This is a genomic window from Kineosporia succinea, assembly GCF_030811555.1.
Lineage (GTDB): Bacteria > Actinomycetota > Actinomycetes > Actinomycetales > Kineosporiaceae > Kineosporia > Kineosporia succinea.
In genome coordinates this window covers 8,038,300-8,065,021 of record NZ_JAUSQZ010000001.1, presented here as the reverse complement: position 1 = coordinate 8,065,021, position 26,722 = coordinate 8,038,300, and the positions used below count along the sequence as shown (strand labels likewise).

At 69.8% G+C, this 26,722-nt stretch carries 20 protein-coding genes, 1 tRNA gene and 1 pseudogene; 20 read left to right on the top strand and 2 right to left on the bottom strand.

All coding sequences use genetic code 11. From position 1 onward, the window contains the following. Positions 1 to 555: pseudogene (locus J2S57_RS35250) on the bottom strand (hypothetical protein); the annotation flags it as partial. A gap of 174 nt (positions 556 to 729) precedes the next feature. On the opposite strand from J2S57_RS35250, the gene hisI reads away from it, so the two are divergent. From hisI to pyk, 13 genes are all read left to right on the top strand, one after another. Continuing rightward, complete coding sequence (hisI, locus tag J2S57_RS35245; protein WP_307250974.1) at positions 730 to 1,146, top strand: phosphoribosyl-AMP cyclohydrolase; 417 nt, start codon at positions 730 to 732, stop codon at positions 1,144 to 1,146. Further along, entirely contained in the window at positions 1,143 to 2,735 is a 1,593-nt protein-coding gene (locus J2S57_RS35240) for an anthranilate synthase component I (protein WP_307250972.1), read from the top strand. Before hisI ends, J2S57_RS35240 begins: the two co-directional genes overlap by 4 nt. Continuing rightward, entirely contained in the window at positions 2,732 to 3,442 is a 711-nt protein-coding gene (locus tag J2S57_RS35235; RefSeq protein WP_307250970.1) for a Trp biosynthesis-associated membrane protein, read from the top strand. Before J2S57_RS35240 ends, J2S57_RS35235 begins: the two co-directional genes overlap by 4 nt. A 136-nt stretch (positions 3,443 to 3,578) precedes the next feature. Then, the gene (locus tag J2S57_RS35230; protein ID WP_307250968.1) at positions 3,579 to 3,836 is read left to right on the top strand and encodes an HGxxPAAW family protein; all 258 of its coding nucleotides are present in this window, start codon (positions 3,579 to 3,581) and stop codon (positions 3,834 to 3,836) included. Between the two features lie 235 nt (positions 3,837 to 4,071). Then, positions 4,072 to 5,064 (top strand): RDD family protein, encoded by a 993-nt coding sequence (locus tag J2S57_RS35225; protein WP_307250966.1) that lies wholly within the window; start codon positions 4,072 to 4,074, stop codon positions 5,062 to 5,064. A gap of 52 nt (positions 5,065 to 5,116) precedes the next feature. Then, the gene (locus J2S57_RS35220) at positions 5,117 to 5,629 is read left to right on the top strand and encodes a DUF2752 domain-containing protein (RefSeq protein WP_307250964.1); all 513 of its coding nucleotides are present in this window, start codon (positions 5,117 to 5,119) and stop codon (positions 5,627 to 5,629) included. Between the two features lie 145 nt (positions 5,630 to 5,774). Then, entirely contained in the window at positions 5,775 to 6,587 is an 813-nt protein-coding gene (gene trpC / locus J2S57_RS35215) for an indole-3-glycerol phosphate synthase TrpC (protein WP_307250962.1), read from the top strand. A 183-nt stretch (positions 6,588 to 6,770) separates the two neighbouring features. Beyond that, complete coding sequence (gene trpB / locus J2S57_RS35210) at positions 6,771 to 8,048, top strand: tryptophan synthase subunit beta (RefSeq protein ID WP_307250960.1); 1,278 nt, start codon at positions 6,771 to 6,773, stop codon at positions 8,046 to 8,048. Continuing rightward, on the top strand, positions 8,045 to 8,848 hold the full coding sequence (gene trpA, locus J2S57_RS35205; protein ID WP_307250958.1) for a tryptophan synthase subunit alpha: 804 nt from the start codon (positions 8,045 to 8,047) through the stop codon (positions 8,846 to 8,848). The genes trpB and trpA overlap by 4 nt, the downstream gene beginning before the upstream one ends. A 26-nt stretch (positions 8,849 to 8,874) precedes the next feature. After that, complete coding sequence (lgt, locus tag J2S57_RS35200) at positions 8,875 to 9,897, top strand: prolipoprotein diacylglyceryl transferase (protein ID WP_307250955.1); 1,023 nt, start codon at positions 8,875 to 8,877, stop codon at positions 9,895 to 9,897. 330 nt (positions 9,898 to 10,227) lie between these two features. Next, a complete protein-coding gene (gltB, locus tag J2S57_RS35195) occupies positions 10,228 to 14,787 on the top strand; it encodes a glutamate synthase large subunit (protein ID WP_307250953.1) in 4,560 nt (1,519 codons plus the stop codon). Then, complete coding sequence (locus tag J2S57_RS35190; protein ID WP_307250951.1) at positions 14,780 to 16,237, top strand: glutamate synthase subunit beta; 1,458 nt, start codon at positions 14,780 to 14,782, stop codon at positions 16,235 to 16,237. Before gltB ends, J2S57_RS35190 begins: the two co-directional genes overlap by 8 nt. Before the next feature lie 385 nt (positions 16,238 to 16,622). Next, positions 16,623 to 18,071, top strand: a complete 1,449-nt coding sequence (pyk, locus tag J2S57_RS35185; RefSeq protein WP_307250949.1) for a pyruvate kinase — start codon at positions 16,623 to 16,625, stop codon at positions 18,069 to 18,071. A 52-nt stretch (positions 18,072 to 18,123) separates the two neighbouring features. Here the strand turns inward: pyk and J2S57_RS35180 are convergent. Beyond that, positions 18,124 to 18,209: transfer RNA gene (locus tag J2S57_RS35180), tRNA-Leu, on the bottom strand. A 203-nt stretch (positions 18,210 to 18,412) separates the two neighbouring features. Between J2S57_RS35180 and J2S57_RS35175 the strand changes: the two genes are divergently transcribed. The 7 genes from J2S57_RS35175 to J2S57_RS35145 all read left to right on the top strand — a co-directional run bounded on the left by J2S57_RS35175 (position 18,413) and on the right by J2S57_RS35145 (position 26,565). After that, on the top strand, positions 18,413 to 19,087 hold the full coding sequence (locus J2S57_RS35175; RefSeq protein ID WP_307250947.1) for an ANTAR domain-containing response regulator: 675 nt from the start codon (positions 18,413 to 18,415) through the stop codon (positions 19,085 to 19,087). Positions 19,088 to 19,639: 552 nt separating this feature from the next. Beyond that, positions 19,640 to 20,908: a branched-chain amino acid ABC transporter substrate-binding protein gene (locus tag J2S57_RS35170; protein ID WP_307250945.1), complete on the top strand. Its 1,269-nt coding sequence runs from the start codon at positions 19,640 to 19,642 to the stop codon at positions 20,906 to 20,908. 104 nt (positions 20,909 to 21,012) lie between these two features. Beyond that, positions 21,013 to 22,062, top strand: a complete 1,050-nt coding sequence (locus tag J2S57_RS35165; protein WP_307250943.1) for a branched-chain amino acid ABC transporter permease — start codon at positions 21,013 to 21,015, stop codon at positions 22,060 to 22,062. Between the two features lie 3 nt (positions 22,063 to 22,065). Then, positions 22,066 to 23,361 carry a branched-chain amino acid ABC transporter permease gene (locus tag J2S57_RS35160; protein WP_307250941.1) on the top strand — a complete coding sequence of 432 codons (1,296 nt, stop codon included), beginning with the start codon at positions 22,066 to 22,068 and terminating at the stop codon, positions 23,359 to 23,361. Beyond that, positions 23,358 to 24,194 carry an ABC transporter ATP-binding protein gene (locus tag J2S57_RS35155; protein WP_307250939.1) on the top strand — a complete coding sequence of 279 codons (837 nt, stop codon included), beginning with the start codon at positions 23,358 to 23,360 and terminating at the stop codon, positions 24,192 to 24,194. Before J2S57_RS35160 ends, J2S57_RS35155 begins: the two co-directional genes overlap by 4 nt. Beyond that, positions 24,191 to 24,949, top strand: coding sequence for an ABC transporter ATP-binding protein (locus J2S57_RS35150; RefSeq protein ID WP_370882534.1), 759 nt, complete (start codon positions 24,191 to 24,193; stop codon positions 24,947 to 24,949). Before J2S57_RS35155 ends, J2S57_RS35150 begins: the two co-directional genes overlap by 4 nt. Positions 24,950 to 25,320: 371 nt before the next feature. Beyond that, positions 25,321 to 26,565, top strand: a complete 1,245-nt coding sequence (locus tag J2S57_RS35145; RefSeq protein WP_307250937.1) for a branched-chain amino acid ABC transporter substrate-binding protein — start codon at positions 25,321 to 25,323, stop codon at positions 26,563 to 26,565. The last annotated feature ends 157 nt before the right edge of the window (positions 26,566 to 26,722 follow it).

Below are 26,722 nucleotides of genomic sequence, written 5' to 3'. Positions count from 1 at the left end.
GTCTCGTTCTCGGGACGACCGCCGCGGCCCACCGGCGCAGCACCGCCCCTGGTCGTGACGGCGCCAGAACGACGGCGTCACCCCCTTCTTCGGCGGTGACGACAGCATCGCCCGGCACCACTTCTCGTAGGGCAGCTGATGACCGCTCTTGAGGTACTGCTGCCAGGCCGAGGGCATGATCCGGGTCAGCGGCCGCAGGGTCAGCACCACCCGCACCTCGCCCGGCCCGCCCAGGTCGTGCACGATCCGCTGGGCCGTGGAGTGCTGTGCCTCGCACAGGTACTCGCTGGAGACGAACCGCAGCCCGGGTGCCTCCTCGACCTGCGCCAGCAGCCGCTGCCAGTGCCGGTCCTTCACCGGGCGGTCACCCGCGTTCCAGCCGGTGCCCTGCCCGAGCACGGCGAGGGCGCCGCGGGCCTGGTCCATCGGGGTGCCCGGCACGCTCAGGCCGAAAGTCTCCAGGCCACCGGCGGTGCGGTGCTTGAGATCCTCCAGGGACGCCTGGACGGCCGTCGTCCCGGTCTTCGGGGCACCGATGTGGAGCAGTGTGGGCATCGGCCCATCATTCAGTGAACGCACGGGTTCGCGCACGCTGACGGAATGTGAAGAAGCTGTGATGGCCGGGACCCCGTCCCGGTGCGCCTCCCCGCCGGGGCGGCTCGGATGCCGGTCAGGTGCCGGTCAGGGGCGGTGGCGCGGCCGGGGCGCCGACGGTGACAGGATGACCGCGTGAGCGCGACTCCCCAGAACCCGGTGAACTCTCCTCTGGCCGACCCTCTCGCCGCGCGGCTGCGCCGCACCGCCGACGGCCTGGTCTGCGCCGTCGTCCAGCAGTGGGACACCCGCGAGGTGCTCATGGTCGGCTGGATGGACGACGAGGCCCTGCACCGCACGACCACCAGCGGCCGCGTCACGTTCTGGAGCCGCAGCCGGCAGGAGTACTGGCGCAAGGGCGACACCTCCGGCCACGTGCAGTGGGTGAAGTCCGTGGCCCTGGACTGTGACGGCGACGCGCTGCTGGTCACCGTCGACCAGGTCGGCGCCGCCTGCCACACCGGTGACCGCACCTGCTTCGACGCCGACCGCCTCGACGTCGTCACCGGCCCCGTGCTCACCCCCGAGCAGCCTGAGGAGACCCGCGCGTGACCACCCCGACCACCGCGTCCACCATCGAGAACGACACCCCCACCGACCTCGGCTTCGGCGAGACCTGGCCCAGCGTCGAGGGTTTCCGGCGCCTGGCCGCCGACCGCCGGGTGATCCCGGTGGTGCGCAAGTTCCTGGCCGACGGCGAGACCCCGATCGGCGTCTACCGCAAGCTCGCCGGTGACCGCTCCGGCACGTTCCTGCTGGAGTCGGCCGAGCACGGCGGCGTCTGGTCGCGCTGGAGCATCGTCGGCGCCGCCAGTCGCGCCACCCTGACCACCCGCGACGGCGTGGCCCACTGGATCGGTGACCCGCCCGCCGGCGTCCCCACCGGGGGAGACCCGCTGGCCGCGCTGCGCGACACCGTCGAGGCCCTGCGCGCCCCCCGCCTGCCCGGCCTGCCCCCGCTCACCGGCGGCATGGTCGGCTACGTGGGCTGGGAGGCCGTGCGCCGCTGGGAGAAGCTGCCGCACCCGCCGCTCGACGAGCTCGAGGTGCCGGAGCTGGCCATGAGCCTGGCCACCGACCTGGCCGTGCTCGACCACACCGACGGCTCGCTGCTGCTCATCGCCAACGCCGTCAACTACGACGGCACCGACGAGCGCGTCGACGAGGCCTGGGCCGACGCCGTCGCCCGCCTCGACCGGATGACGGCCCAGCTGGCCGAGCCCGCCCCCAGCACCGTCGCCACGCACGCCCGGGCCCCGAAGAAGGTCCAGCCCCGCGAGCGCACCCGGCGTGAGGCGTACCTCGACGCGGTGGCCGCCGGCAAGCGCGCCATCGTCGACGGCGAGGTCTTCCAGGTGGTGCTCTCGCAGCGCTTCGACCTGGACTGCCCGGCCGACGCGGTCGAGGTCTACCGGGTGCTGCGCGCGTCCAACCCCAGCCCGTACATGTACCTCTACCGCACCGAGGACGCCGTCGGCCGCGAGCTGGCGGTGGTCGGTTCCAGCCCGGAGGCCCTGGTCAAGGTCACCGGCGGCCGGGCGATCACGCACCCGATCGCCGGCACCCGCCCGCGCGGGGCCACCGCCGGCGAGGACAACGACCTGGCCGAGGAACTGCTCGCCGACACCAAGGAGCGCGCCGAGCACCTGATGCTCGTCGACCTGGCCCGCAACGACCTCGGAAAGGTCTGCACCGCGGGCACGGTCGAGGTCGTCGACTTCATGGAGGTCGAGCGCTACAGCCACGTCATGCACCTGGTCTCGACCGTCGAGGGGCAGCTCGCCCCCGGCCGCAGCGCCTACGACGTGCTGCGCGCGACCTTCCCCGCCGGCACCCTGTCCGGGGCCCCGAAACCCCGGGCCATGCAGCTGATCGACGAGCTCGAGCCGGTCACCCGCGGGATCTACGGCGGCGTCGTCGGCTACCTCGACGTGGCCGGTGACATGGACTTCGCCATCGCCATCCGCACCGCGCTGCTGCGTGAGGGGGTCGCCCACGTGCAGGCCGGCGCGGGCATCGTCGCGGACTCGGTGGCCGAGAAGGAGGACGAGGAGTGCCGCAACAAGGCGGCGGCCGTCCTGCGCGCGGTGCACGTGGCCGCGACCATGCAGCGGGTCGAGGCGGCGGACGGGCCACGGTGAGCACCGCGACCTTGACCGGCCGGCGCACCGTGGTGCTGCTCGGGCTGCTCGGCGCCGGGCTGATCATGCTCGGTGTCTCGCGTCCCTGGGGCAGTGTGCGGGTGGCGAGCCTGGCCTCGTTCGGCGACATCGACATCACCGGGGGCACCGCCGCCCCGGCCGGGGCCGCCGTCGCGATCGCCGTGGCCGCCGCGTCGCTCGTGCTCACCATCGCCGGGCGCGTGGTGCGTTTCCTGATCCCGTTCGGGGTGCTGGTGGCCGGGGTGGCGCTCGCCGTCAGCGGCGTCGGCACGCTCAACGATCCCGACCAGGCCGCCGCCGACGCGCTGCGCGACACCCTCAGCCTGGGTGGTGACCTGGCCGGTGGCTTCGACCTCGAGGTCAGCACGAACGCCTGGGGCTGGATCTACGTCGTCGGTGCGGTGGTGATCGCACTGGCCGGTCTGCTCGGGGTGCTCGGCAGCCGGGCCTGGGCGGTCAGCGGGCGCCGGTTCGAACGTGAGGGGGCCGCCACCGGTTCGGGGCCGGGCGAGGGCGTCCGGTCCGGTGCCGGGGTCCGGGGGGCCAGGGGCGGCACAACGGCGGACGCGTCGGGTGCGGCGGTCGGTGGATGGTCGAGTTCGGCGGACGTGTGGGACGCGCAGAACCGCGGCGAGGACCTGACGACGGACGAGGAACCGGCGGACGAGGGCGGCACGAAGGACTGATGTCCTGGCCGGCGTGACCGACATCCCCTGGCCCGAACGGGGTACAGCGCAGGACGTCACCGGCGACCCGATATCGTCCCTCCCGGCCCGAGCTGATTTGAGCTGACAGAATGTGGGCCATCTGAAAGGGGACGCAATGGCCGGCACCAAGGAACAGCACCCGAAGCCTGCGGAGCAGGACTTCCACGACCCGTACGGGCACGGGCACTCCGTCGCCGCGTGGGTCGCGGTCGTGATCGTCCTGGTCGGCGCGCTGCTCGCGAGCATCGCGGTGGGCATCGGCTTCACCGACTACCTGTGGCTGTTCATCACCGGCATGGTCATCGCCTGTGTGGTGGGCCCGGCGGCCGGCAAGGTCCTCGGGGCGATGGGCTTCGGCGCCCAGCGTCACTGAGTCACCAGGTCACGGATCGCCGGAGATCACGTCCGGATAACAAGGTCGCCGCACCTGGCCCGCACCGGGCACCCCTGGTCCACGGAACACGTTGGCCGGGGAGGAGTTCCGGTGAGGGGCCCGGCCGGTGTGGCTTCTGTCCCGATCCGGGCGTTCGGTGCGCAGGTGGTGATCACTGGCCGGTAACCTGCGATTCGACCTGGGCCACCCGGCCCGCAGCGACCATGAGGTGACCATGTCCGAGTACGGATCGAATCCGCCGCGCGACCCCGAGAACGGCGAATCCGGCAACCCGGAGCAGCGCGGAGGCCAGAACCCGCCGTCCTACGGGCAGCAGCCGCCGCAGTACGGCCAGCAGAACCCGGGCCAGCCGGGCCAGTACGGCCAGCCGGAGTACGGCGCGCCGGGCCAGAACCAGCCGGGCCAGAACCAGCCGGGCCAGAACCAGCCGGGCCAGAACCAGCCGGGCCAGAACCAGCCGGGCCAGTACGGCCAGCCGCCGTACGGTCAGCCGGGTCAGTCGGGCCCGCAGCCGACCTACGGCCAGCCCGGTCAGCAGCCGACCTACGGCCAGCCCGGCCAGCAGCCGCAGTACGGCCAGCAGGGTCAGCCCTACGGTCAGCCGGGTCAGTACGGCGCCCAGCCGCAGTACGGGCAGGGCTACGGCTCCAACCCCTACGGCCAGCCGGGGCAGAGCACCTACGGCTCGCCGCTGGGGCAGCCGGGCAGCAACATCCCCGCCAACGTCGAGTTCGCGAGCATGGGCCGCCGTCTGAGCGCGCAGCTCATCGACGGCCTGATCCTCAGCGTCGTGCTCGGCATCCTGGCCGTGCTCCTGCTCGGCCTCCCGCTGATGAACGGCGACATCACCACCACCACCGACGCCGACGGCACGGTGACCACGACCGGCGGCGAAGGCCTCGCGGCCGGCCTGCTGGGCTTCTACGCGCTGGCGTTCATCATCCCGCTCGTCTACCAGATCGTGATGATCGCGCTGAAGGGCGCCACGGTCGGCAAGATGGTGCTGGGCGTGCGCGTCGTGCGCATCGAAGACGGCCAGCTCCCCGGCTGGGTCCCGTCGCTGCTGCGCTGGCTGATCCCCACCGTCGGTGGCCTGGCCTGCGGCATCGGCCAGTTCGTGGTCTACATCTCGCCGTTCTTCGACTCCAGCGGCCGCAACCAGGGCTGGCACGACATGGTCGCCAAGACCGTCGTCATCAAGGTCTGAGGCCGTTCCACGAGCAGTCTCCCCGCATCGCGACCGGCGCCGGCGGCGGACCGTGAGTGACCAGGGCCGGGCCCTGGTGCGCCCACTGGCCGTCGCCGCCGCCGCAGCGGGCGCCGTCGGCTACCTGGCCGCCGTCGACCCGAACCGTCCCGGCCACTACCCGGGCTGCCCGATCCTGGCCCTGACCGGCTTCTTCTGCCCCGGCTGCGGCGGTCTGCGGGCCGTGCACGACCTCACCCGCGCCGACGTGGCGGGCGCCCTGTCCTCGAACCTCGTGGTCACCCTCGCGGTGCCGGTCGTGGTGGGCCTGTGGTTCCGGTGGTTCCTGCGTGCCCGAGGGGCGGCGGGCACCCGGGCGACCAGCACGTCCGCAAGCACCCTGAGAACAGCCGCGACGTCTTCGGCCGACCCGGCCGCAACGTCACGGAACGACACGCCCGGACCCGACCCGAAGGGGCGCCTACGTGCGGGTATCCGGGTCTGGGGACCTCCGGCCCTGTTGTTCGGCCTTATTCTTTTCGCGGTACTGCGCAATCTGCCGGGGCTGGAGTACCTGGCACCGTGAGCCCGTCACGAACCTGCTGCGAGCCCCATAGCAGACGTGACCAGGGGGTCGCAGCAGACGGTAGGGACCGGAGCACCCTCTGGGAATCGGTACCATCGACGGGTTGACACCACCGCGTGACGAGCGATTTGACGAGGAGCCTTGTGTGACTGTGCTCGATGAGATCCTCGTCGGGGTCAAAGCTGACCTGGCGGAACGCCAGGCGGTCACCCCCCTGGAGAAGCTGCAGGAACGGGCCGCTCAGCTGCCCTCGGCGAAGCCGGCCGAGTCGGTGCTGCGGCACGGCGACACCGTCAAGGTGATCGCTGAGGTGAAACGGTCGAGCCCGAGCAAGGGTTCCCTGGCCGAGATCAGCGACCCGGCGGGCCTGGCCGGTGAGTACGAGTCCGGTGGCGCCTCCGTCATCAGCGTCCTCACCGAGAAGCACCGCTTCGGGGGCAGCCTCGAAGACCTCGCCAACGTGCGCGCGGCGGTCGACGTACCGGTGCTGCGCAAGGACTTCGTGTTCACCAGCTACCAGGTGTGGGAGGCCCGGGCCACCGGTGCCGACGCCATCCTGCTGATCGTGGCCGCGCTCGAGCAGGAGGCCCTGGTCTCGCTGATCGAGCGGGTGCAGTCGGTCGGCATGACCCCCCTGGTCGAGGTGCACGACGAGGAAGAGGTCAAGCGCGCGGTCGACGCCGGCGCCACGGTGATCGGGGTCAACGCCCGCAACCTCAAGACGCTCGAGGTCGACCGCAACACCTTCGCGCGCCTGGCCCCCACCATCCCCTCGGGCATCGTGCGGATCGCCGAGTCCGGGGTCCGCGGCCCGCACGACGTGCTCGACTATGCCCGCTCGGGCGCCCACGCGGTGCTGGTGGGTGAGAGCCTGGTGATCGGCAACAACCCCCGCGGTGCCGTCGCCGACCTGGTCGCGGCCGGCTCCCACCCGGCGCTGCGGGCCGGGCGGGGCTGAACCGCAGCCCCCGAAACCCCGGGCCCGCAGGCCCGAAACCCCGGGCCCGCAGGCCCGAAACCCCGGGCCCGCAGGCCTGGAACCCGCGGGCCCGTGGGCCTGGAACTCGCAGCACCGGAACCGCAGAGCTCGAAGAACGTGCACGCCGCACCATCCGAACCGACGCCGAGCAGAACTGAAGCGATGACAGACACCTCCGCCCGGCTGCGTGACGCCGTCGGCCCGTACTTCGGCCGTTTCGGTGGCCGTTTCGTGCCGGAGGCCCTCGTGGCCGCCCTGGACGAGCTCGACGCCGCGTTCGGCGCGGCCGCCGTCGACCCGGCGTTCATCGCCGAGCTCGACGAGCTGCACCGCACCTACTCGGGCCGCCCGAGCATCCTCACCGAGGCGCCCCGGTTCGCGAAGCACGCCGGCGGCGCCCGGGTGCTGCTCAAGCGCGAGGACCTGAACCACACCGGTTCGCACAAGATCAACAACGTGCTCGGCCAGGCGCTGCTCACCCGGCGCATGGGCAAGAAGCGCGTGATCGCCGAGACCGGCGCCGGTCAGCACGGCGTGGCCACGGCCACCGCGGCCGCGCTGATGGGCCTCGAGTGCGTGGTCTACATGGGCGAGGAAGACACCCGGCGCCAGGCCCTGAACGTCGCCCGCATGCGCCTTCTCGGCGCCGAGGTGATCCCGGTGACGGCCGGCTCGCGCACTCTCAAGGACGCGATCAACGAGGCCATGCGCGACTGGGTGACGAACGTCGACACCACCCACTACCTGCTCGGCACGGTCGCGGGCCCGCACCCGTTCCCGACCATGGTGCGCGAGTTCCACAAGATCATCGGCGAGGAGGCCCGCGAGCAGGTCCTGGCCCTCACCGGCCGCCTGCCCGACGTGGTCACCGCCTGCGTCGGCGGCGGCTCGAACGCCATCGGCATCTTCCACGCCTTCCTCGACGACCCCTCGGTCGAGCTGCTCGGCCTCGAGGCCGGCGGCGACGGCGTCGAGACGGGCCGTCACGCCAGCTCGATCACCGGTGGCGCGGCGGGCGTGCTCCACGGCAACCGCACCTTCATCCTGCAGGACGACGACGGCCAGACCATCGAGAGTCACTCGATCTCGGCCGGTCTCGACTACCCGGGCGTCGGCCCGGAGCACGCGTGGCTGGCCGAGTCCGGCCGGGCCCGCTACGAGCCGGTCACCGACGCCGACGCGATGGAGGCCTTCCAGCTGCTCTGCCGCACCGAGGGCATCATCCCGGCGATCGAGAGCTCGCACGCCCTGGCCGGGGCCCTGCGCGAGGGCCGGCGGCTCGGGCCGGACGGCATCGTGCTGGTGAACCTGTCCGGCCGCGGCGACAAGGACGTGGACACCGCCGCCCGCTGGTTCGGGCTGGTCTCCACACCCGACCTGATCGCCTCCGAGGCCGAGCGGGTCGTGGCCGCCGACGAGCTGAAGAAGGACGAGAAGTGAGCAGCGTTTCCCCGGTGCTGGCCCAGGCCAAGGCGGAGGGCCGCGCCGCCCTGATCGGTTATCTCCCGGTCGGTTTCCCCGATCACGACACCTCGATCGCCGCCATGGTGGCCATGGTCGAGAACGGCGTCGACATCGTCGAGGTCGGCGTGCCCTACAGCGACCCGCTGATGGACGGCCCGGTCATCCAGCACGCGGTGGAGTCGTCGCTCGTCGCCGGCGCCCGCCCGCGCGACGCGATCGTGGCCGCCGAGGCGGTGGCCAAGGCCGGCGCCCCGGCGCTGCTGATGTCGTACTGGAACCTGGTCGACCGCTACGGCGTGCCGAAGCTGGCCGCCGACCTGGCGAACGCCGGGGGAGCGGGCCTGATCACGCCCGACCTGATCCCGGAGGAGGCCGCCGACTGGGTCGCCGCCTCCGACGAGCACGGCCTCGACCGGGTCTTCCTGGTCGCTCCCAGTTCCACCGACGGGCGGCTGGCGATGACCGCGGCCGCCTGCCGGGGCTTCGTCTACGTGGCCTCCACCATGGGCGTCACCGGCGTGCGCACCACCGTGAACGACGCCGCCGAGGTGCTGGTCCGCCGCACCCGCGCGGTCACCGACCTGCCGCTGTGCGTGGGCCTGGGCGTCTCCAACGCCGAACAGGCCTCGCAGGTGGCCGGTTTCGCCGACGGGGTGATCGTGGGGTCGGCATTCGTGCGGGCCCTGGCCGACGCCCCGTCGTCGGCCGCGGGCGTGCGTGCCGTGGCCGAGCTGTCCTCGAAACTGGCCGAGGGCGTCCGCGCCGGCCGTAACTGAATTCCAAGGACTGGAGGGCCCGTCCGATGAACGGGACTGTGCTGGCGGCGATCCCGAGTCCCACGCAAGGGGTCTGGCACCTCGGGCCGCTGCCGCTGCGGGGTTACGCGCTCTGCATCCTGATCGGCATCGGCCTGGCGATCTGGGTGGCCCAGAAGCGCTGGGCCGCGCGCGGCGGTGACCCCACGGTGGTGCTCGACATCGCCACCTGGGCAGTGCCTTTCGGGGTGATGGGCGGTCGGCTCTACCACGTCGTCACCTCGCCGCAGCAGTACTTCGGCGAGAACGGCGACCCGGTGCGCGCCCTCTACATCTGGGAGGGCGGCCTCGGCATCTGGGGCGCGATCTTCCTGGGCGGGGTGGGCGCCTGGATCGCCTGCCGCCGCCGGGGCATCCTGCTGCCGCCGTTCGCCGACGCGCTGGCCCCCGGGATCCTGTTCGCGCAGGCGTTCGGGCGCTGGGGCAACTGGTTCAACAACGAGCTCTACGGCAAGGCGCTCGACGAGAGCAACCCGCTGGCGCTGAAGATCTACGAGTGGGACAGCTCGACCGGTCAGGCCATCCGCAACGCCGCGGGCGATCCGGTGGTGAAGGGCTACTTCGAGGCGACGTTCCTGTACGAGTGCGTCTGGAACGTGCTCGCCGCGCTCTTCATCATCTGGGCCGACCGCCGCTTCAAGCTGGGCCACGGCCGGGTGTTCGCGCTCTACGTGATGACGTACTGCATCGGACGCGGATACATCGAGACCTTGCGCATCGACGAGGCGAACCACATCCTAGGTCTGAGACTGAACGTGTGGACCGCGATCCTCCTGTTCGCCGGCAGCCTCACCTACTTCGTCGTCTCGTCCCGGCTGCGGCCCGGCCGGGAGACCACCCTGTACCGGACCCCGCTTCCCGAGGGCGGGCCCGTGGACGGGGCTGCGACCGAGCCCGACTCGGTCGAGAAGCCGGGTGCGGACGCCGAGAAGGACAAGGACGGGGCGGATCCGGCCGGCAAGGGCGCCGGCGAGGAGGCCAGGACCGCGGCACGGGAATCGGGCGACTAGACCGGATTCTTTTCGCGGGGGAACGCGTCCGCACCGAATGTCTTACGGCGAAACAGCCGTGAAACGAGGTCGATCGTCACAGCTCCTCCCAGCACGACATCACCCCAGGTGAATGCGGCATGATGGGCCAGGAAATCCGGCGAAGTCGTAGGTTTCACAAAGGTTTCGAAATGTCGTACCGACCCGTTACAGTGTCGACAACCCGAGGGCCATAGGCGTCCCCCTGCGCGGATCATCTGTGCGCCTCGCTAGGCCTTCAGAGTGGTGATCATCGACATGGCACCGGGTCGTTACCCCGCTTTGAGCCCCAGCGACCACGAGGTGCAGATCATGGTCTCCCCCTATCGGCGGTTCTCCGCCAGGCCCGAACCCACGGGTCTGTACGACGGACAGCACGAGCACGACGCGTGCGGTGTGGCTTTCGTGGCCACGATGCGCGGCGAGCCCGGGCACGACATCGTCGAACTGGCCCTGACGGCCCTGCGTAACCTGGACCACCGGGGTGCCGTCGGCGCCGAGGTCGACACCGGCGACGGCGCCGGCATCATCACCCAGGTTCCCGACGCGTTCTTCCGTGAGGTCCTGAACGAGCAGGCCGGGGTCCAGCTCCCGCCGCCGGGCAGCTACGCGGTCGGCACGGCCTTCCTCCCGCAGGACGACTCCGAGCGGGCGCAGGCCGAGCAGCAGATCGAGCGGATCGCGGCCGAGGAGGGGCTGGCCGTCCTGGCCTGGCGCGACGTCCCGGTCACCCCGGGTCTGGTCGGCGCCACCGCCGCGGCCTGCCAGCCGGTGTTCCGGCAGATCTTCGTGGCCTCCACCCCGGGCCGCGTGGTCGGCATGGCCCTCGAGCGCCGCGCCTTCCGGCTGCGCAAGCGCGCCGAGATCCAGGCGGGCGTGTACTTCCCGTCGCTGTCGTGCCGCACGATCGTCTACAAGGGCATGCTGACCACCGGCCAGCTCGAGCCCTTCTTCCCCGACCTGTCCGACCGGCGCTACGCGTCCGAGCTGGGCATCGTGCACTCCCGCTTCTCCACGAACACGTTCCCGTCGTGGCCGCTGGCGCACCCGTTCCGGATGATGGCCCACAACGGTGAGATCAACACCGTCAAGGGCAACCGCAACTGGATGCGCGCCCGCGAGAGCACCCTGGTCAGCGACGTCATCCCGGGCGACCTCGAGCAGCTCTTCCCGATCTGCGACCCCGAGGGCAGTGACACCGCCTCGTTCGACGAGGTGCTCGAGCTGATCCACCTGGGTGGCCGTTCGCTGCCGCACGCGGTGCTGATGATGATCCCCGAGGCGTGGGAGAACCACGCCGAGATGGACCCGGCCCGTCGCGCCTTCTACGAGTTCCACTCCATGTTCATGGAGCCGTGGGACGGCCCGGCCAACGTCTGCTTCACCGACGGCACCCTGATCGGCGCCGTCCTCGACCGTAACGGCCTGCGCCCCGGGCGTTACTGGGTCACCGACGACGGTCTGGTCGTGCTGGCCTCCGAGGCCGGCGTGCTCGAGCTCGACCCCGCCACCGTCGTCCGCAAGGGCCGCGTCCAGCCGGGCAAGATGTTCCTGGTCGACACCGAGCACGGCCGTATCGTCGACGACGAGGAGATCAAGACCGCCCTCGCCGGTCAGCACCCCTACGACGAGTGGCTGCACGCGGGCCGGATCCACCTGCAGGACCTGCCCGAGCGTGAGCACATCGTGCACACGCACAAGTCGGTCACCCGTCGTCAGCAGACCTTCGGCTTCACCGAAGAAGAACTGAAGCTCATCATCAAGCCGCTGGCCGGCAGCGGTGCCGAGCCGCTGGGCTCGATGGGCACCGACACCCCGGTCGCCGTGCTGTCCAAGCGCCCGCGGCTGCTGTTCGACTACTTCACCCAGCTTTTCGCCCAGGTCACCAACCCGCCGCTCGACGCGATCCGCGAAGAGCTGGTCACCGCGATGGTCACCACGATCGGCCCGGAGCGCAACCTGCTCTCGGCCAGCCCGGCGCACTGCCGCAAGCTGGTGCTGCCCTCGCCGGTGATCGACAACGACGCGCTGGCCAAGATCGTGCACGTCAACGACGACGGTGACCTGCCCGGCTACGCCACGGGGCGCATCAGCGGCCTGTACCGGGTCGACGGCGGCGGCGAGGCCCTGGCCGAGCGGCTCACCGAGATCTGTGCCGAGGCCTCGGCCATGGTCGCGGCCGGCGCGCGGTTCATCGTGCTGTCCGACCGTGACTCCACGGCCGACCTCGCCCCGATCCCGTCGCTGCTGCTGACCAGCGCCGTGCACCACCACATGATCCGCGAGAAGACCCGTACCCAGGTCGGTCTCGTGGTCGAGGCCGGTGACGTGCGGGAGGTGCACCACGTCGCGCTGCTCATCGGTTTCGGCGCCGCGCTGGTCAACCCGTACCTGGCCATGGAGAGCGCCGAAGACCTGGTGCGCAACGGCATCATCACCGGCGTCACGCCGGAGAAGGCCGTCCAGAACGTGATCAAGGGCCTGGGCAAGGGCGTGCTGAAGGTGATGTCCAAGATGGGCATCTCCACGGTCGCCTCCTACCGCGGCGCGCAGGTTTTCGAGGCGATCGGCCTGTCGCAGGAGCTCGTCGACGCGTACTTCACCGGTGTCACCTCGCAGCTCGGCGGTATCGGGCTCGACGTGGTGGCCTCCGAGAACGCGGCCCGGCACGCGATGGCCTACCCGGCCGACGGCCAGAGCCCGCTGCACAAGCGGCTTCCCACCGGTGGCGAGTACCAGTGGCGGCGTGACGGCGAGGAGCACCTGTTCAACCCGGACACGGTCTTCCGCCTCCAGCACGCCACCCGCAACCGGCGTTTCGACATCTTCAAGGACTACACCTCCCGCATCGACCAGCAGGCCGAGCGCCTGATGACGCTGCGCGGGCTGTTCTCGTTCAAGTCCGACCGGAAGAGTGTCCCGCTCGACGAGGTGGAGCCCGCCTCGGAGATCATCAAGCGGTTCTCCACCGGTGCCATGTCGTACGGCTCGATCTCGATGGAGGCGCACCAGACGCTGGCCGTCGCGATGAACCGGATCGGCGGCAAGTCGAACACCGGTGAGGGCGGCGAGGACGTCGAGCGTCTGCTCGACCCGACCCGGCGCAGCTCGATCAAGCAGGTCGCCTCCGGCCGGTTCGGCGTCACCAGCATGTACCTGACGCACGCCGATGACATCCAGATCAAGATGGCCCAGGGTGCGAAACCCGGTGAGGGCGGCCAGCTCCCGGGCGAGAAGGTGTATCCGTGGGTGGCCCGCACCCGGCACTCCACGCCGGGCGTCGGCCTGATCTCCCCGCCGCCGCACCACGACATCTACTCGATCGAAGACCTCGCCCAGCTGATCCACGACCTGAAGAACTCCAACCCCTCCGCCCGCGTGCACGTGAAGCTGGTGGCCGAGGTCGGGGTCGGCACGGTCGCGGCGGGTGTCAGCAAGGCCCACGCCGACGTCGTGCTCATCTCGGGCCACGACGGCGGCACCGGCGCCGCGCCGCTCACCAGCCTCAAGCACGCCGGCGCGCCCTGGGAGCTCGGCCTCGCCGAGACCCAGCAGACGCTGGTGCTCAACGGGCTGCGCGACCGCATCGTGGTGCAGGCCGACGGCCAGATGAAGACCGGGCGCGACGTGGTCATCGCGGCGCTGCTCGGCGCCGAGGAGTACGGCTTCGCCACCGCGCCGCTCGTGGTGTCGGGCTGCATCCTCATGCGGGTGTGCCACCTCGACACCTGCCCGGTCGGCATCGCCACCCAGAACCCCGAGCTGCGTGAGCGTTTCAGCGGCAAGCCGGAGTTCGTCGAGACCTTCTTCGAGTACATCGCCGAGGAGGTGCGCGAGCTGCTGGCCTCCCTGGGCTTCCGCTCGCTCGACGAGGCGATCGGTGAGGTCGAGGTCCTCGACACCGCCAAGGCCGTCGACCACTGGAAGGCCTCGGGTCTCGACATCAGCCCGCTGCTGGCGTCGCCGCAGGCTCCCTACGGCCCGTCCCGCCGCCGCACCACGGTGCAGGACCACGGGCTCGAGAAGGCGCTCGACCACACCCTGATCTCGCTGGCCGGTGACGCCCTGGAGCGTTCCGAGCCGGTGAAGTTCGAGGTGCCGGTGCGCAACGTCAACCGCACGGTCGGCACCATGCTCGGCCACGAGGTGACCAAGCGCTTCGGCGAGCACGGTCTGGCCGACGACACGATCGACATCACGCTCACCGGTTCCGGCGGGCAGTCGTTCGGCGCGTTCCTGCCCCGCGGCGTCACGCTGCGCCTGCTCGGCGACGGCAACGACTACGTCGGCAAGGGCCTGTCCGGTGGCCGCATCGTGGTCCGTCCCGACACCTCGGCCAGCTACTCGGCCGAGCAGAACATCGTGGCCGGCAACGTCATCGGCTTCGGCGCCACCAGCGGCGAGATGTTCCTGCGGGGCCAGGTCGGCGAGCGCTTCTGCGTGCGTAACTCCGGTGCCACGGTCGTGTCCGAGGGCGTGGGCGACCACGGCTGCGAGTACATGACCGGTGGTGTGGTGGTCGTGCTCGGCCGGGTCGGGCGCAACTTCGCGGCCGGCATGTCCGGCGGTGAGGCGTTCGTGCTCGACCTGCGCCACAACCGGGTCAACACCGAGCTGGTCGACCTGCTGCCGGTCCAGGGCGAGGACGCCGAGAGACTGCGCGCGCTGGTGCAGAAGCACCGTGACGAGACCGAGTCGGCCGTCGCCTGGCGTCTGCTGCAGGACTGGGACGCGGCGCTCCCGCGCTTCACCCGGGTCCTGCCGCGCGCCTACGCCGCGGTCATGTCGGTCCGTTCCCAAGCACAGGCTGAAGGCCTCGACCTCGACTCCGACGAGGTCTGGTCGCGAATCATGGAGGCATCCCGTGGCTGACCCGAGGGGTTTCCTCAACAACCGCGAGCGTGAACTGCCCACCCGCCGTCCGGTGCCGCTGCGCCTGATGGACTGGAAAGAGGTCTACGAGGCCACCGACCGGGGGCAGTTGCAGCGTCAGGCCGGTCGCTGCATGGACTGCGGTATCCCGTTCTGTCACAACGGCTGTCCGCTCGGGAACCTGATCCCGGAGTGGAACGACCTGGTCTGGCGCGACGACTGGCACGAGGCGATCGAGCGGCTGCACGCCACGAACAACTTCCCGGAGTTCACCGGCAAGCTGTGCCCGGCGCCGTGCGAGTCGGCCTGCGTGCTGGGCATCAACCAGCCCGCCGTCACGATCAAGCAGGTCGAGGTCACCACGATCGACAAGGCGTTCGAGAACGGGTGGGTGCAGCCGCTGCCGCCCGAGCGCCTGACCGGCAAGACGGTCGCCGTGATCGGTTCCGGGCCCTCGGGTCTGGCCGCGGCCCAGCAGCTGACCCGGGCCGGGCACACGGTCGCGGTGTACGAGCGGGCCGACAAGATCGGTGGGCTGCTGCGTTACGGCATCCCCGAGTTCAAGATGGAGAAGGCCACCATCGACCGCCGTCTGGCGCAGATGGAGGCCGAGGGCACCCGCTTCCGCGCCGGCGTGAACGTGGGCACCCAGATCACCGGGCAGCAGCTGCGTGACCGTTACGACGCGGTGGTGCTGGCCGTCGGTTCCACCACGCCGCGCGACCTGCCCACGCCCGGGCGGGAACTCGGCGGGATCCACCAGGCCATGGAGTACCTGCCCCAGGCCAACCGGGTGGCGCTCGGCGAGCACGTCGAGGGTCAGATCCACGCCGACGGTCTCGACGTCGTGGTCATCGGTGGCGGTGACACGGGCGCCGACTGCCTGGGTACGGCGCTGCGTCAGGGTGCGCGTTCGGTGACGTCGCTGGAGATCATGCCGCGTCCGTCCGACGAGCGTCCGGCCGGTCAGCCCTGGCCGACCTACCCGATGATCTACAAGGTCGCCTCGGCGCACGAGGAGGGTGGCGAGCGGGTCTACGCGATCAGCACGCAGGAGTTCCTCAGCGACGAGAACGGCCACGTGCGGGCGCTGCGCCTGGTCGAGGTGGAGTTCAAGGACGGCCGGTTCACGCCGGTCGAGGGGTCCGAGCGGGAGATCCCGGCGCAGCTGGTGCTGCTGGCGATGGGTTTCACCGGCCCGGAGAAGCCGGGGCTGGTCGAGCAGCTCGGCGTCGATCTCGACCCGCGGGGCAACGTCGCGCGCGACAACTCGTACATGACCAGCGTTCCGGGCGTGTTCGTCGCCGGAGACGCGGGCCGGGGGCAGTCGCTGATCGTCTGGGCGATCGCCGAGGGGCGTTCGTGCGCCGCGTCGGTCGACACCTGGCTGTCCGGGTCCACCACCCTCCCGACGGCGATCCCGCCGACCGCGAGGCCTCTCACCGTCTGATCCGGTGTGCCTGTTCCCCGGCCCCCTTCGTGGGGGCCGGGGTTCGCGCGTTTGCGGGCCTTTCCGAGCGGTCGATGGTGGACGTTGTGGTCGCCGGGCGCCGTCGGCCCGCCCGGGGTGGTGGGAGGGTGAAAATCTCGTGTGAGATTGGTCAACCGGTCAACCTTTCGCGATGTGCGAGCGGCGGCCCACCGCACCGGCCCTGGCCACCCACCGCACGGCGACCACGCCGCCCGGGGTGCGCAGATCGTCCACCATTGACCGCCCGTGAACCGGCTCGCCCTGACCACGGCCGGATGACCAGGGGATGAAGGTCTTTGCGACATCGGCAAGAGGCCGACCGGTGCCTGAATGCAGTGCCGTGCGCCCGGCTAAGCTCTGTGACATGCGCCGCGCCAAAATGGTTTGCACCATGGGCCCGTCTACGCTTGGCCGCTTGCCTGAGTTCGTCGACGCCGGGATGGACATCGCCCGGCTGAACCTCAGCCACGGCTCGTATGCGGACCACGAGAAGATGTACTCAGAGATCAGGGCTGCCGCGAAGGCCTCGGGCCGAGCGGTCGGAGTCATGGTCGATCTCCAGGGACCGAAGATCCGCCTCGGCCGGTTCGCCGACGGTCCGGTCGAACTGGTCAACGGGGCCGAGTTCACCATCACCACGGATGACATCCAGGGTGACGTGAACCGGTGCTCCACCACCTACAAGGGCCTCCCCGGGGACGTGAACCCCGGTGACGTCGTCCTCATCGACGACGGCAAGCTCACGCTCCGCGTCAAGGAGGTCAAGGGCAACGACGTCGTCCTGACCGTCGAGGTCGGCGGTAAGGCCTCGAACAACAAGGGCATCAACCTGCCCGGGACGCTGGTCAGCGTCCCGGCCCTGTCCGAGAAGGACAAGGCCGACCTGCGCTGGGCCCTCAAGCTCCGCGCCGACATGATCGCCCTGTCGTTCGTGCAGCGGGCCTCGGACATCGAGGACGTCCGCCGGATCATGGCCGACGAGGGCGTCAAGCTCCCCGTCATCGCCAAGATCGAGAAGCCGCAGGCCATCGACAACCTCGACGAGATCGTCCGGGCCGCCGACGCGATCATGGTCGCCCGTGGTGACCTCGGCGTCGAGCTGCCGCTCGAAGACGTGCCGATCGTGCAGAAGCAGGCCGTGTCCCTGGCCCGCCGCCTGGCCAAGCCGGTCATCGTGGCCACCCAGGTGCTCGAGTCGATGATCGACATGCCGCGCCCGACCCGGGCCGAGGTGTCCGACTGCGCCAACGCCGTCCTCGACGGTGCCGACGCGGTCATGCTGTCCGGCGAGACCAGCGTGGGCAACTACGCGCTCGAGGCCGTGCAGACGATGGGCCGCATCATCACCAGCACCGAAGACCACGGTCTGGAGCGGATCCCGCCGCTGGGCACGCAGCCGTCCACCACCGGTGGCGCCGTGACCCTGGCCGCCGCCACCGCCGGCCGCCTGCTGGGCGTGAAGTACCTGGTCACGTTCACCCAGTCCGGTGACAGCGCCCGCCGCATGGCGCGTCTGCGCTCGGCGATCCCGCTGCTGGCCTTCACCCCCGACGCCGACGTGCGCGCCCAGCTCACGCTGGTCTGGGGTGTGGAGACCTACCTGACCGACGTGGTCGAGCACACCGACGAGATGGTGATGCAGGTCGACCAGGAGCTGATGAAGTCCGGCAAGTGCAACGAGGGCGACCTGGTCGTCATCGTGGCGGGTGCCCCTCCGGGCATCCCGGGCTCGCTCAACGCCATGCGCGTGCACCGCATCGGTGACGCCGTGAACGGTGTGGCCCCGGCCTACCGCCGCCCGGCGAAGGGCTGAACCACGCGTAAGGGCCCGCTTCCCGGTGACGGGGAGCGGGCCCTTCGCGGTGTGGTGCCGGGTGCGGGACTCGAACCCGCACGCCCTTTCGGACGGAGCATTTTGAGTGCTCTGTGTCTGCCGTTCCACCAACCCGGCGCGTGGCTGAGCGCGGGGACGAAAGCCCCCTCGTTGAGCCGCAGGGGTGAGCCTAATGGATGCCGGGCCCGGCGACGCAGCTGGTTCCCCGCTCTCCCACCGCTGACCGGGGACGGGACGGGCCGCCGACGTGACGCTGACCATGCCCGACAGCTGCCGACCTGCTTGCTCGTGAGTGCCTCCGGATAGCTACCCTGAGCGGTATGACTGCTGGCGACTCATCCACTGCATCCACCCCGGACGGGTCCGGCCTCCTCGTGCCCGAACCCAGCCCGTCCGACGTCCCCGCGCCGGCCGCCTCCAAGGAGCGCACGGTTCTCGTCGCCGAGGACGAGGCGCTCATCCGGCTCGACATCGTCGAGATGCTCCGCGAGAACGGTTTCAACGTCGTCGCCGAGGCCGGCAACGGTGAAGAGGCCGTGCAGCTCGCGACCGAGCACAAGCCCGACATCGTCGTGATGGACATCAAGATGCCCGTTCTCGACGGCATCTCCGCGGCCGAGCGCATCGTCGGCGCCCGCATCGCGCCGGTCGTGCTGCTGACCGCCTTCTCCCAGCGCGAGCTGGTCGAGCGGGCCCGTGACGCGGGCGCCATGGCCTACGTGGTCAAGCCCTTCACGGCCGCCGACCTGGTGCCCGCCCTGGAGATTGCCGCGAGCCGGCACTCCGAGCTGGCCGCCCTCGAGGCCGAGGTCGCCGACCTGGCCGAGCGCTTCGACACCCGCAAGCTCGTCGACCGGGCCAAGGGCCTGCTGCAGACCAAGTACGGCCTGAGCGAGCCCGAGGCGTTCCGCTGGATCCAGAAGACCTCGATGGACAAGCGGCTCACCATGAAGGACGTGGCCTCCGCGGTCATCGCGTCCGGCACCGACGGCTGAACCAGCCGGTTGCTCCCCGGCCCCGGGCCCCTGGCTCGGCCGAACGTGTGGTCGGCGGTCCGGCCGAACTCCCAGGGCGGCCCCGGGTGAACCACCGGCCGGCCGCCGGGACACGCCCGGGCGACGACCGCCCGGCGCAGTTACAAACGGTTCCAGCCGCGTCGAACGACCGTTCGGCGCAGACTCCGTCCCCGGGATCCTCGGATCCCGGGGACGTTCTGTTTTGCCCGCCCGTTGGGGCAGAAGAATTCGTCCTACGAATAGGCTCTGTGCTGGACTGGTGCCCGTACGGGCTTTCAATCCGTGTAAAAAACCTTTGTTTCGGAAAGCTCAAACAAAAGCTCAAGCCGGACACATGGGCGAAACAATGGATCCAAGCGAAACCCGTTCTGACCAAAAGACATCCGACGTAAGTGGCGTTTTCCCGGGAATCGTTGCCGAGCCTTGACCTTTCGCAAGAACAAGTGCACTTCCCGTGTCACATCGCAGTGGTAATTTCCCCACCCATCAGCGTCAGAGCGATCGGCTCCGGCCGTGGGGAAGAGGTAGGACATGGGGAAACCGGTTCGCGTATTTGCCATCGTCGCGGTTGCCGCGCTCGGCATCGCGGCGTGTGGCGGCGGCTCGGACAGCGACAGCAGTGGCTCCGACGGCGGTGGCAAGACCCTGGTGATCGCCAGCGAGCTGCCGTTGCAGGGTTCCTCGGCGGACGCCTCGACCGACACCAACAACATGATCAAGGTGTACCTGGAGTCGATCGGCAACAAGGCGGGCGACTACAACATCGAGCTCAAGGAGTATGACAACTCCACCGCCACGGCCGGCCAGTGGGACGCGGCCACCTGCACCGCCAACGCCCAGAAGCACGTCGCCGCGGCGAACGAGGTCGCGGTCATGGGTGCCTACAACTCCGGCTGCTCCAAGCTCCTGGCCCCGGTTCTGAACCAGGACCCCAAGGGCCCGATGCTGGAGGTCTCGCACGCCTCCACGAACACGGGCCTGACCAAGGCCGCCGACCCGGGTGAGCCGGAGCTCTACGCGCCGAGCGGCAAGAAGAGCTTCGCCCGCGTCACCACCACCGACGACGTGCAGGGCACCGCGGCGGCCGACTTCGCCTCCGAGACGCTCAAGGTCAAGAAGTGCTACATCCTGAACGACAACCAGACCTACGGTCAGGGCATCGCGAAGGCGTTCGAGGCCCGGGCCAAGGAGGTCGGGATCGAGGTCGTGGCCAATGAGCCCTACGACGAGAAGGCCACGAACTACACCGCCCTCTTCGAGAAGATCAAGGCCACCAACCCGGACTGCCTCTACGTCGGTGGCATCTACGACGTCAACGGCGGCCAGCTGCTGAAGGACAAGGTCTCGGTCCTCGGCGACAACGAGACCGTCAAGATGATGGCCCCCGACGGCTGGACCGGTTACCCGGCCCTGGACGCGCAGAAGGAGTCCGAGGGGCTCTACGCCACCTTCACCGGTCTGGCCACCGCGCAGCTGGAGGAGCAGGGTGGCGCCGCCGCCGCGCTCCTGAAGGCCTACCAGGAGAAGTACGGTTCCGCCCCGCGCACCAACTACGCGCTCTACGGTGCGGCCGCCGTCCAGGTGATCGTCGAGGCGATCGAGAAGTCGGACGGCACCAAGAAGGGCGTGCGGGACGCGGTCTTCGAGGGTGAGGGCATCAAGGTCCCGGCCGAGGAGTCGGCCACCGGTAAGGAGATCGTGATCGACCCGGCCACCGGCGACACCACCGCCAAGGACGTGTCCGTCCTGATCGGCAAGGACGGCAAGCAGACCTTCGTGCAGGCCCAGGCCGTCGAGTGATCTGAGTAGTACCGCGCCGGGTGGGTCCTTCCACGAACGGAAGGTCCCACCCGGTCCCTTGTCAGTACCCGGTTCTCCCCGCAGCCGCCCGAAAAGAGCGTTTCATGACCACACCCGCGATTGCCGCGTCCGAGGTGAAGCCTCGACGGCGGCCTCAGGAAGTCGCCGCGAACTCCCTAGGACTCCTGCTGCTGGCAGCAGTGGGCATCTGGCTCGTCTACGAACTCGTCGCTCATCCCCAGCAGTTCGCCTCGTTGCTCGTGGCGGGCGTCGGCAACGGCGCGCTCTATGCGCTGATCGCTCTGGGCTACACGATGGTCTACGGCATCATCGAGCTGATCAACTTCTCCCACGGCGACCTGTTCATGCTGGCCACGGTCCTGTCGGGCATCGTCGCCGCGAGCTGGTTCTCGGCGGACAGCTTCACGATCGGGGCGGTGGGGGCCGTGGCCCTGGCGTTGCTGATCGCCATCGTGGTGGCCGCCACGGTGAACGTCGCCGCCGAGCGAGTGGCCTACCGCAGGCTCCGGCGGGCACCCAAGCTGGCCCCGCTGATCACGGCGGTCGGCCTGAGCTTCATGTACCAGTGGGTCGGCCAGCGCAACTTCATGACCGGGTCCGCCCCCAAGCAGTGGTCCACGATGTTCGGCAACGACAGCTTCAGCATCGGCTCGGTCCGCGTGCCCTACACCACCGTGGTCGTGCTGGCCGTGACCGTGCCCCTGCTGCTGATCATGGTGTACCTGGTGCAGCGCACCCGGGCCGGCAAGGCGATGCGCGCCGTCGCCCAGGACCAGGACGCGGCCCGGCTGATGGGGATCGACGTCGACCGGACGATCGCCTTCGTGTTCGCCCTCGGTGGTGGCCTGGCCGGTGCGGCAGGCCTGCTGTACCTGCAGTCGGTCGGCACCACGAACTACAACCTGGGCTTCCGCCTGGGCCTGATCGCCTTCACCGCAGCGGTTCTCGGCGGAATCGGCAACCTGCAGGGCGCGGTGCTCGGCGGCTTCCTGATCGGCATCCTGCAGAGCCTCAACGACGGCTTCCTGCTGGGACAGCAGTGGTCGATGACCGTGGTCTTCACCGTGCTGATCCTGCTGATGGTGTTCAAGCCCGAGGGCATCCTCGGCACGGCCACGACAGAGAAGGTGTAGCCGGTGTCGACCACCTCCACCCGGCCCGTGGTGAAACCACCGGCTCCCAGCACCAACCCGGCCGCCCGGTTCGGCTGGCCCCTCGGCTTCCTGGCGCTCGGCGTCCTGGTCTTCGTGTTCAACCAGTGGATCCTCCCCGAGACGAACAGCGACTTCCAGACCGGCTTCGGTGAGTGGCTGCCCATGACGGCGGTCAACGAGGCCGTCATCTGGGCGGTCTTCGCGCTCGGCCTGAACATCGTGGTGGGCTACTCCGGCCTGCTCGACCTCGGCTACGTCGCCTTCTGGGGCATCGGCGGATACGTCGCCGGCTGGCTGATGGCCCCCTTCGCCAACCAGGTCAACCCGGCCTGGGCGAACCTGAAGATCAACATCCTCGGGCACCCGCTGCCCGGCCAGGAACGCGGCATCCACGTCAACTTCTGGCTGGTGCTGATCATCGCGGCCCTGGTCTGCGCCCTGGCCGGCGTGATCATCGGTGCGCCGACGCTGCGCCTCAAGAGCGACTACCTGGCCCTGGTCACCCTGGGTTTCGGCGAGATCCTGCCGGAGGTCTTCCGCAACGGTGAGCGGGTCGGCCCCAACGGCACCTGGAACATCACCAACGGCACCAAGGGCATCACCGGTATCGACCAGATCCCGACCGGCCCGTTCCAGCTCATCCCCGGGGTGCCGGCGACGATCGGCACCTTCGACCTGAACCTCAAGTTCATCGTCTTCGCCCTGATGCTGGCCCTGGCCATGTTCGTCTCGCTGCGCATCCGGGAAGGCCGGCTGGGCCGGGCCTGGCTGGCGATCCGCGAGGACGAGCTGGCGGCGAGCATGATGGGCGTGCCGCTGATGCGGATCAAGCTGTCGGCCTACGCGGTCGGCGCGGCGTTCGGCGGTATCGGCGGCGTGCTCTACGCCACGCACATCGGTGGTGTGCTGGCCGACCGCTTCAACTTCTCGGTCTCGATCATCCTGCTGGCGATGGTGGTGCTCGGCGGCATGGGCAACGTCTGGGGGGTCACGGTCGGCGCGCTGCTGCTGGCCTGGATCAACTCCACCGGCCTGGGGCAGCTCGGCAACGTCTGGAACGACGTCACCGGCGCCCAGGTCAACTTCGCCTCGCACAACTTCCTGGTCTTCGGGGCGATCCTGGTGCTGTTCATGCTCTTCCGGAGAGAGGGCCTCATCCCCGAGGCCCGGACCCGGCAGGTGCTGCAGGAACCCGAGCGGGGAGAGATCGAGTCGCTCGGAGCCGAGATGGAAGGCACCGCGGAAGACACGGCGGCCGAAGGAGGGGACAAGAAGTGACCACCACCGCGCCCGAACCCACCACACCGGCCACGGCCGCCCCGGTGGCTCTGGAGGCCGAGCACATCACCGTGAAGTTCGGTGGCCTGACCGCGGTGAACGACGTGTCGTTCACCGTCCCGGAGAAGTCCGTGGTCAGCCTGATCGGCCCGAACGGGGCCGGCAAGACCACGTTCTTCAACGTGCTCACCGGTCTCTACCGGCCGACCACCGGCAACGTGATGCTGGACGGCAGCACGGTGACGGGGCAGCCGGTGCACAAGATCGCGCACGCGGGCCTGGCCCGCACGTTCCAGAACATCCGGTTGTTCAACCTGATGACGGCCGAGGAGAACGTGATGGTGGCGATGCACAGCCACCTGAAGTCGGGAATCTTCGGCACGGTCCTGCGCACCCCCCGCCAGCGGCGGGAGGAGCGCGAGGCCCGCGAGTTCGCCCGCGAACTGCTGGACTACATGGGCATCGGCAAGACCGCCGGTGACTACGCCCGCAACCTCTCCTACGGTGACCAGCGCCGGCTGGAGGTCGCCCGGGCGCTGGCCCTGCGGCCGAAGGTGCTGCTGCTCGACGAGCCCACGGCCGGGATGAACCCGCAGGAGTCGGCCCAGTTCGTCGACTTCGTGCGGCGCGTGCGTGAGGACCGCAACGTGTCGATCCTGCTCATCGAGCACGACATGAGCGTGGTGATGAAGGTCAGCGAGCGGGTCACCGTGCTGGACCAGGGCACGAAGATCGCCGAGGGCCTGCCCGCCGAGATCCAGTCCGACCCCCGGGTGATCGAGGCCTACCTCGGAAAGACCGGTACCGAAGAGGGTTACGGAGGTGACCTGTGAGCACTCCTGTCACCACGAGTCAGCCAGGTGTCCGCAAGAGCGGTGAAGACCTGCTGACGGTCGAGGACATTCACGTCTTCTACGGGAACATCGCTGCGGTCAAGGGGGTCTCGCTCTCGGTCAAGCCGGGGGAGATCGTCACCCTGATCGGCTCCAACGGCGCCGGCAAGTCCACGACCCTGCGCACGGTCTCGGGGCTGCTGCGCCCGCGCACCGGCAAGATCACCTTCCAGGGCGAGTCGCTGGTCGGCATCCCCGGTCACAAGGTGGTGGCCAAGGGCATCTGCCAGTCGCCCGAGGGCCGGCGCATCTTCCCGAAGATGAGCGTGGAGGAGAACCTCGAGCTGGGGGCCTTCCTGCGCAACGACAGGGCGGGGATCGCGGCCGACAAGGAGCGGGTCCTGGACCTGTTCCCCCGGCTGAAGGAGCGGATCGGCCAGAAGGCCGGGACCATGTCCGGCGGTGAGCAGCAGATGCTGGCCGTCGGCCGGGCGCTGATGGGCAGCCCGAAACTGCTTCTGCTGGACGAGCCCTCGATGGGGCTGGCCCCGGTGCTGGTCGACCTGATCTTCGACACCATCCGGACGATCCGCGACCAGGGCACCACGGTGCTGGTGGTGGAGCAGAACGCGCTCGCCGCGCTCCGGATCGGTGACTACGCCTACGTGCTGGAGTCGGGTCACCTCAAGCAGGAGGGTGTGGCCCGCGACATGCTCAAGGACGACAGCATCGTCAAGGCCTACCTGGGCGGCTGACGACTCGTCGCTGAGGGCCGGATCCGTCGAACGGGTCCGGCCCTCAGCCGTTTTGCGGCGGACTTCGAGGCAGGACGGTTGCCCGTCCGGGCCGATCGCGGCTCTGAAATGAATTTCGCGGCTCTCGAACAATGCACTCGCATGGCACCTTCCGGAAACCTGACCAGGGAAACCGGGCCGCGCGCTGGTTCCGCGCGTCCATAATCGTTCTGCAACCTTGATTTTCCGGTCGCCGGGCCGCAGTGCCCGGCGCCCGCACGCCCTAGGTTCGAAGGTCGCGGCCGGGCTCGGAGTGCCGGTCGCGCAATGGTCGGGGTATGGCCGAGGTCTGGTCAGGGAAGAGGTAGCACATGAGAACACCGGTTCGTGTCATGGCTGTCGTGGCGGTGGCGGCACTCGGCCTGGCCGCCTGCGGCGGTGGATCCGGTGACGACGCGAGCAGTTCCGGCGGCGGCAAGAAACTGGTCATCGCCACCGACCTGCCGCTGCAGGGTGTCGCCGGCGACGCCCAGAAAGACACCAACGACATCATCGAGATCTACCTGGAGTCGGTCGGTTACCGGGCCGGTGACTTCTCGATCGAGCTGAAGAAGTACGACAACTCCACAGCCACGGCCGGTTCCTGGGACGCGGCCACCTGCAGCGCCAACGCGCAGAAGCACGTGGCCGACAAGTCGGAGGTCGCGGTCCTGGGCGAATTCAACTCCGGCTGCACGAAACTCGAGACCCCGGTGCTGAACCAGGCGCCCGACGGCCCCATGCTGCACGTCTCCCACGCCGCCACCAACCCCGGCCTGACCAAGGCCTGGGACCCGGGCGAGCCCGAGCTCTACGCGCCCAGCGGCAAGAAGAACTTCGCCCGGGTCATCACCACCGACGACTTCCAGGGCACCGCGGCGGCCGACTTCGCCAAGGAGACCCTGAAGGTCACCCGGTGCTACATCCTCAACGACAACCAGACCTACGGTCAGGGTGTGTCCAAGGCCTTCCAGACCCAGGCCTCGAAGATCGGCATCGAGGTGCTCGGCAACGAGGCCTACGACCCGCTGGCCACGAACTACACCGCGCTCTTTGAGAAGATCAAGCAGATGGGGCCGGACTGCGTCTACGTCGGCGGCATCTACGACGCCAACGGCGGTCAGCTCCTGAAAGACAAGATCTCGGTGCTCGGTGACAACGACGAGACCACCTTCCTGACCCCCGACGGCTGGAGCGGTTACCCGGCCCTCGACGCGCAGCCGGAGTCGGAGGGGCTGTACGCCACCTTCGCGGGCCTGGCCACCGAGCAGCTGATGGACCAGCAGGGGGTCGCCGGTGACCTGCTGACCAAGTACCGGGCGAAGTACGGCCGGGCTCCGCGCACCAGCTACGCGCTCTACGGTGTGGCCGCGGTGCAGGTGATCATGGCCGCGATCGAGCAGTCCGACGGCACCCGCAAGGGCGTGCGCGACGCGGTGTTCGAGGGTGCGGGCATCACCATCCCGGCGGAGAAGTCGGCGACCGGCAAGGAGATCGTCATCGATCCGGCCACCGGCGACACCAACGCCAAGGACATCTCGGTGATGCGCAACCACGACGGGGTGCAGAAGTTCCTGCAGGCCCAGCCGGTGAAGTGAGCCGAGGGGCGCCTGTGGTCTCCTCGCCGGGTTTTTCCGGATTCGAACCGCCTGGAGCGTCCGGGTTCGCCATGATGTGCTCGGCCCCGGTGATGCGGTGGCCCGGCGCGGGGGAACGCGTCGTGGGCGAACCGGGGGAGTGCTCCCGGACGGGCGG